We start from the raw sequence: 5,082 nt of genomic DNA on the forward strand, positions 1-5,082 counted from the left end.
CTCCGGGCCGCAGCATAACGTACCGCGAAGCCCCCTTTTCCTACCCGGAGAAGGGGGCTTCGCGGCGTACTTTGCTGCGCCGGGATCGTCCGGCTAAGCCCACACCCCCGATGTCCCTCGCCCACCATGCCGGTGGCCTCCATGAGCGCGAAGCACATGACCGACCCGACAAAGGTCAACCCGGCCTTCTTCAGGTCCTTCGACAGGGCCTCGGACTCGGGGGAGCGACTGGGAATGTCGGAGTCGTCTCCGTCTAATTCATCTACCAAGACTCCCCCGGGGAGACCACGGTGGGGCGGACGTGCAGTGAGGGATGGTCACAGGTCGCTGGAGAGCAAGGCGAAGACCAGCGTGTCAGTCCATTCGCCTTTATTCCACCAGTCTTGTAGGAAGTGGGCCTCTTGTCGCATCCCGAGAGCAGACGCGAGTCGGGCAGAGGAGTTGTTGCGGGCGTCCATCTGCGCGGTCACCCGATGGAGCCGGTAATGCTCGAACGCGACGCGCAGCACCTCCGCTACCGCTTCACGCGCGAAACCCTGCCCGCCATGGGCGGGGTCGAGTACCCATCCGATCTCCGCGGTTCGGCGTTCGATGTCGGTCATCCAGAGTAGGACATCACCGATGGGCGTGCCGTCTCGCTCGATTACCAGGGCCAGCGCTGCAGCATCACTGTCGAGGTTGGTCTTTGCCAACCGCTCCTCGACGTGGCGGGCTGCATCGGTCTCAGTCCAGGGGTCGTCCAGGAGATACCGCGCGACCTCAGGCTGGGAGTAAATCTGGTGCATCCATGCCGCATCACCCGAGGTGTGCGCGCGCAGCGTCAAGCGGTCGGTGGTCAGCGGCAGCAGTGTGGGGCCACGATGGGACATGGAAAAATCTCACTTCGTTCGACGCTTTTGGCATCCTCAGCCTAGTTGAGGGCGTTGCTGCCACACCCCCGATGTCCCTCGCCGGTGGGATCCGATGAGGTGGGTGTCCACCATGCCGATGGCCTCCATGAGCGCGAAGCACATGACCGGCCCGACAAAGGTGAACCCGGCCTTCTTCAGGTCCTTCGACAGGGCCTCGGACTCGGGGGAGCGACTGGGAATGTCGGCCAGCGTCTCCGGCGCGAGGTTGTCGGCCGGGCGATGCGACCAGATGAGGTCGACGAGGCCGCCGTGGGCGCGCAGCTCGACCGTGGCCCGGGCATTGCGGATCACCGCCTCGATCTTGCGGGGATTGCGGATGATCTCCCGGTTCTCCAGGAGCTTATCGACGTCCCCGTCCCCGAACTGCGCCACCGCGTCCGGATCGAAATCCGCGAAGGCGGCGCGGAATCCCTCCCGCTTGCGCAGGACGAGCTCCCAGGACAGGCCGGCCTGGAAGGCCTCGAGGGACAGGCGCTCGAACAACCCCTGCTCGTCGCGGACGGGCATGCCCCATTCCGTGTCGTAGTAGTGGCGGAGGAGGTCGGTGGTGGCGGCCCACGGGGGACGGGCCAGGCCGTCGGAGCCGATGATGAGATCTGAGTCAGTCATGTCCTATTGGACTCCGGAAATGCCTCAGAGGTTCCCACGGATGCGTTTCTCGTGGTCGAGCAGCCACATTTTCACGTCCAGACCGCCGCGGTAGCCGCCGAGGGAGCCGTCGGCGCGCAGGACGCGGTGGCAGGGGCGGATGATGGGTAGGGGGTTGGTGGCACAGGCCGAGCCGACCGCACGCACAGCCTTCGGGTTGCCGCAGGCCGCCGCCAGCTCCGAGTACGACACCGTCTCGCCGAAGGGGATGTCACACAGCGCGGCCTGGGCCCGGGCCCGGAAACCATCGCCGGGAAGATCGAGGGGAATGGAAAAGGACCGACGGTGGCCGGCGAAGTACTCGGTGAGTTGGGCGGCGGCGTCGATAAGCAAGCTCGTGGAGGGCCCGGGTTCGCCCCCGAAGTCGATGGCGGTGAGCCCGTGCTCGGTGCCACGCAGAGTCAGTGGACCGATGGGTGTCTCGAGGAGCATGAGGGTAGTCTATCCGCATGGACACACCGGCCGTGAGGGATGCTGCGCTGCTGCTTCTGCGTATCGTCCTCGGCACCGTGTTCGTCGCGCACGGGTGGGACAAGCTGATGTTCACCGGGCTGACGGAGACCACCGGGCAGTTCTCTGCCTGGGGAGTGCCGCAGCCGCAGCTCTCGGCCTGGCTGGTCATGGCGACCGAGCTCGTCGGCGGGGCACTGCTGGTGGTGGGGTTGCTGACCACCCTGGTGGCGGGCATTCTGGCGCTGCTGGTGGTGGCGGCGATCTGGTTCGTCCATCTGGACGCGGGGTTTTTCACCGCCACCGGCGGGATCGAGTACCCCCTGGTGCTCGTGATGACGCTGCTGATGATCGTGGTCTTCGGATCCGGCCGGGTGAGTCTGGATGGGGTGTTGGGCAGTGATTGACCATGAGAAGGTGCAGGCGGCGCTGTCCGCCCGGATCGACGGTGAGCCGTCGCCGTTGGATGACGACATCATCGACTCCCACCTGGCGGTCTGCGAACGCTGTCAGCATTTCCACGAGCAGGCCCTGGCATTGAGTCGCCGCCTGCGGTTCATCGAACCCGAGGACTCGGGTATGACTCCGCCCGCTGATTTGTCCGAGGTCATTATCGCCGGAGTCGAACCGGAGTGGCGCCGCGCGGCCAGTGCCCGCACCATTGGGCTGGCGGTCTCCCGCCTGCTCCTGGTGGTGGCCGGCGCCCTGTGGGTGGTGTGGGGTGTGCAGCTGCTCGGGGCGGCTGGTGGCCTCAACCGCATCGTCGACGGTGTGGCCGCGCTGGATGCCGATCCGCAGACCGCCTCCTTGCTTGTCGACGCCGCCGCCGTCCGTTTCTCCTTCGCCCTCGGCCTGTTCACCGTGGCCTGGAAACCGCGCCTGGTCTCCTCGTTGCTGGTGGTCCTCGGTGCGCTGTGGACATTCCTGTTCGGCTTCCTCATGCGCGACATCGTCCTGGACACCGTGGGGGAGGGGCAGATCATGGGGCTGGTCCTGTTGCTGTTCACCCTCGGGGCCCTGGGGTGGGCCTGGCTCAGCCACCACGGTTATGTGTCGGTACGCGCGCTCAGGCGCGAACTCGGGATGCGGTAGGGGTTCGGCGTGGCGTGGCGGCGCTTACATCCAGCTCGGCAGCCACATCAGTGAGCGGTACCAGGTCTCCGGCACCAGGAAGCCGTAGAGAATCGGCAGCCAGTACAGGAACGACGCCACCACGAGTGACAGATAGGCGATGACGGCCACCGTGCCCCAGCGGATCTCCCCGCCGGCCAGGCGACGCACCCACATCCAGGGCACCGGCCGGCCGCGCCCGTGGAGCTGTCCCAGCGTCAGTGCCAGCATGACGATGGTGAAGGGCACGAGGGCGGCGGCGTAGAAGAAGTACATCTGCCGGTCATAGCCGATCAGCCACGGGATGAATCCGGCGCCGAAGGCGATGACCGGCACCACGAAGCGCCAGTCACGCCGGATCACCAGGCACCACAGTGCCCAGGCCAGGACGGGGACGGTCAGCCACCAGATGGCCGGGGTGCCGAAGAGGTAGATCATCCGGCGGCAGGTACCCACGGCGCAGTCGATGTCGGTGGAGGAGAAGTAGAGGACCGGCCGCCCGGCCACCAGCCACGACCACGGTTTGGAGTCCCAGGGGTGGGAATGGCCGCCGGAGGTGGTCAGGGAGGCATGGAAGGAGAGCACCGACTGGTGGTAGTGCCAGAATCCCGCCGCCCAGTCCGGGAGCAGGAGGCGGGCCAGCCCGGACTCCATCTGCCCGTCGACGGCGGCGTGCCGGTACACCGAGGTTTCCCCGGCGAACCAGGCCCGCCAGCTCCACAGGTAGAGCAGCACAGGGACGATGACGAGGGAGGCGAAGGCGGGCAGGGCGTCGCGAAGCAGGGCTCCGGACAGGGGTTTCCGGATGCCGTAGCGGCGGCGCAGGTACGCATCGAGGGCGACGGCCATGAGTCCGAAGAACGCCATGTAGTACAGGCCGGACCATTTCACACCCAGGGCCAGCCCCAGGGCCACGCCGGCGGTGAAACGCCACCAGCGGAATCCCAGGCGCGGGCCGAGCGCGGAGGAACCGAGCCGACCTCCCACCCAGGCCTGGTGCAGTCGGGAGCGCATCTGTTCGTGGTCGCAGACCAGGGCGAAGGCGGCGGCGACGATGAAGAACACCTGGAAGATGTCGAGCATGCCGAAGCGGGAGGAGACGAGCAGCACACCGTCGCAGACGGCGATGATCCCGGCGAAGGTGGCCACCTGCCAGGTGCCGGCCAGGCGACGGACCAGCAGCATCGTCATCACCACTGTGGCGGCGCCGAAGAGTGCGACCATGACGCGCCACCCCAGCGGGGTGTAGCCGAACATCCACTCGCCCAGGGCGAGGAGCTGTTTGCCCACCGGCGGGTGCACGACCAGCCCGTATCCGGGGTTCGACTCGATGCCGCCGATGAGCGCGTTCTCCCAGGAACGCACCATGTCCCAGGCCTGGGGGACGTAGTGCTTCTCGTCGAAGACCGGGGTGCCGGAGGAGACGGCGCTGGTCAGCCCGATGAAACGGGTCAGCAGCGCGGCAAGGGCGATGATCACCGTGCTGCGGGTGTCGGCGCGGGTCCACGCCCACGGGCGCGGGGTCACGGGGTGCACGTCCCGGGCATGGCGGGGATGGTCGAGGGCGGTGCTCACGGGGACGAGTCTAGGATACGGGCATGGTTATCGATGCCCCGCTGCTGCCGCCGAGGGGTGTGGTACTCGCTGCCACGCCGCTGGGCAACATCCACGACGCCTCCCCGCGGTTGCGTGCCGCGCTGGCGGAGGCGGCCGTCATCGCCGCGGAGGACACGCGCCGGGTGCGCAACCTGGCGGCGGCGCTCGGGGTGGAGATCACCGGCCGGGTCGTCTCCAACTTCGACCACAACGAGGAGGGCCGCGCCCGGCAGCTTCTCGACGCCGCCCGCACCGGCGTCGTCCTCGTGGTCACCGATGCGGGGATGCCGCTGGTCTCCGATCCCGGGTTTTCGCTTGTCGACGCCGCCCACACCGCCGGTGTCCCCGTCACCTGCCTGCCCGGCCC

Annotated in this window: 8 protein-coding genes; 3 read left to right on the plus strand and 5 right to left on the minus strand. The window is 67.6% G+C overall.

The features are described from left to right. From Q4F73_RS11395 to Q4F73_RS11410, 4 genes are all read right to left on the minus strand, one after another. The coding region (locus tag Q4F73_RS11395; protein WP_303359460.1) for a DNA-3-methyladenine glycosylase I at nucleotides 1-269 on the minus strand (269 nt) is incomplete at its 3' end. 48 nt (nucleotides 270-317) lie between these two features. Next, complete coding sequence (locus Q4F73_RS11400; RefSeq protein WP_303359461.1) at nucleotides 318-869, minus strand: GNAT family N-acetyltransferase; 552 nt, start codon at nucleotides 867-869, stop codon at nucleotides 318-320. A 36-nt stretch (nucleotides 870-905) separates the two neighbouring features. Then, nucleotides 906-1,520, minus strand: a complete 615-nt coding sequence (locus Q4F73_RS11405) for a DNA-3-methyladenine glycosylase I (protein ID WP_303359462.1) — start codon at nucleotides 1,518-1,520, stop codon at nucleotides 906-908. 24 nt (nucleotides 1,521-1,544) lie between these two features. Continuing rightward, nucleotides 1,545-1,991, minus strand: coding sequence for a methylated-DNA--[protein]-cysteine S-methyltransferase (locus Q4F73_RS11410; RefSeq protein WP_303359463.1), 447 nt, complete (start codon nucleotides 1,989-1,991; stop codon nucleotides 1,545-1,547). A gap of 17 nt (nucleotides 1,992-2,008) precedes the next feature. On the opposite strand from Q4F73_RS11410, the gene Q4F73_RS11415 reads away from it, so the two are divergent. Both Q4F73_RS11415 and Q4F73_RS11420 read left to right on the plus strand, forming a co-directional pair. Further along, nucleotides 2,009-2,416 carry a DoxX family protein gene (locus Q4F73_RS11415; RefSeq protein WP_303359464.1) on the plus strand — a complete coding sequence of 136 codons (408 nt, stop codon included), beginning with the start codon at nucleotides 2,009-2,011 and terminating at the stop codon, nucleotides 2,414-2,416. Continuing rightward, on the plus strand, nucleotides 2,409-3,101 hold the full coding sequence (locus tag Q4F73_RS11420; RefSeq protein WP_303359465.1) for a zf-HC2 domain-containing protein: 693 nt from the start codon (nucleotides 2,409-2,411) through the stop codon (nucleotides 3,099-3,101). Before Q4F73_RS11415 ends, Q4F73_RS11420 begins: the two co-directional genes overlap by 8 nt. Nucleotides 3,102-3,125: 24 nt before the next feature. On the opposite strand, the gene Q4F73_RS11425 is transcribed toward Q4F73_RS11420, so the two are convergent. Continuing rightward, on the minus strand, nucleotides 3,126-4,694 hold the full coding sequence (locus tag Q4F73_RS11425; protein ID WP_303359466.1) for a dolichyl-phosphate-mannose--protein mannosyltransferase: 1,569 nt from the start codon (nucleotides 4,692-4,694) through the stop codon (nucleotides 3,126-3,128). Between the two features lie 23 nt (nucleotides 4,695-4,717). Here Q4F73_RS11425 and Q4F73_RS11430 point away from each other — a divergent pair. Then, nucleotides 4,718-5,082, plus strand: a 365-nt coding sequence (locus Q4F73_RS11430) for an SAM-dependent methyltransferase (RefSeq protein WP_303359467.1), incomplete at its 3' end; no start/stop codon positions are given.

The sequence above is a fragment of the Corynebacterium sp. genome (assembly GCF_030535495.1).
In the GTDB taxonomy this organism is placed as follows: domain Bacteria; phylum Actinomycetota; class Actinomycetes; order Mycobacteriales; family Mycobacteriaceae; genus Corynebacterium.

Coding starts and splice junctions, on each gene's coding strand:
- Q4F73_RS11415 (WP_303359464.1), top strand. CDS start 2,009: ATGGACACACCGGCCGTGAGGGATGCTGCGCTGCTGCTTCTGCGTATC.
- Q4F73_RS11400 (WP_303359461.1), bottom strand. CDS start 869: ATGTCCCATCGTGGCCCCACACTGCTGCCGCTGACCACCGACCGCTTG.
- Q4F73_RS11405 (WP_303359462.1), bottom strand. CDS start 1,520: ATGACTGACTCAGATCTCATCATCGGCTCCGACGGCCTGGCCCGTCCC.
- Q4F73_RS11410 (WP_303359463.1), bottom strand. CDS start 1,991: ATGCTCCTCGAGACACCCATCGGTCCACTGACTCTGCGTGGCACCGAG.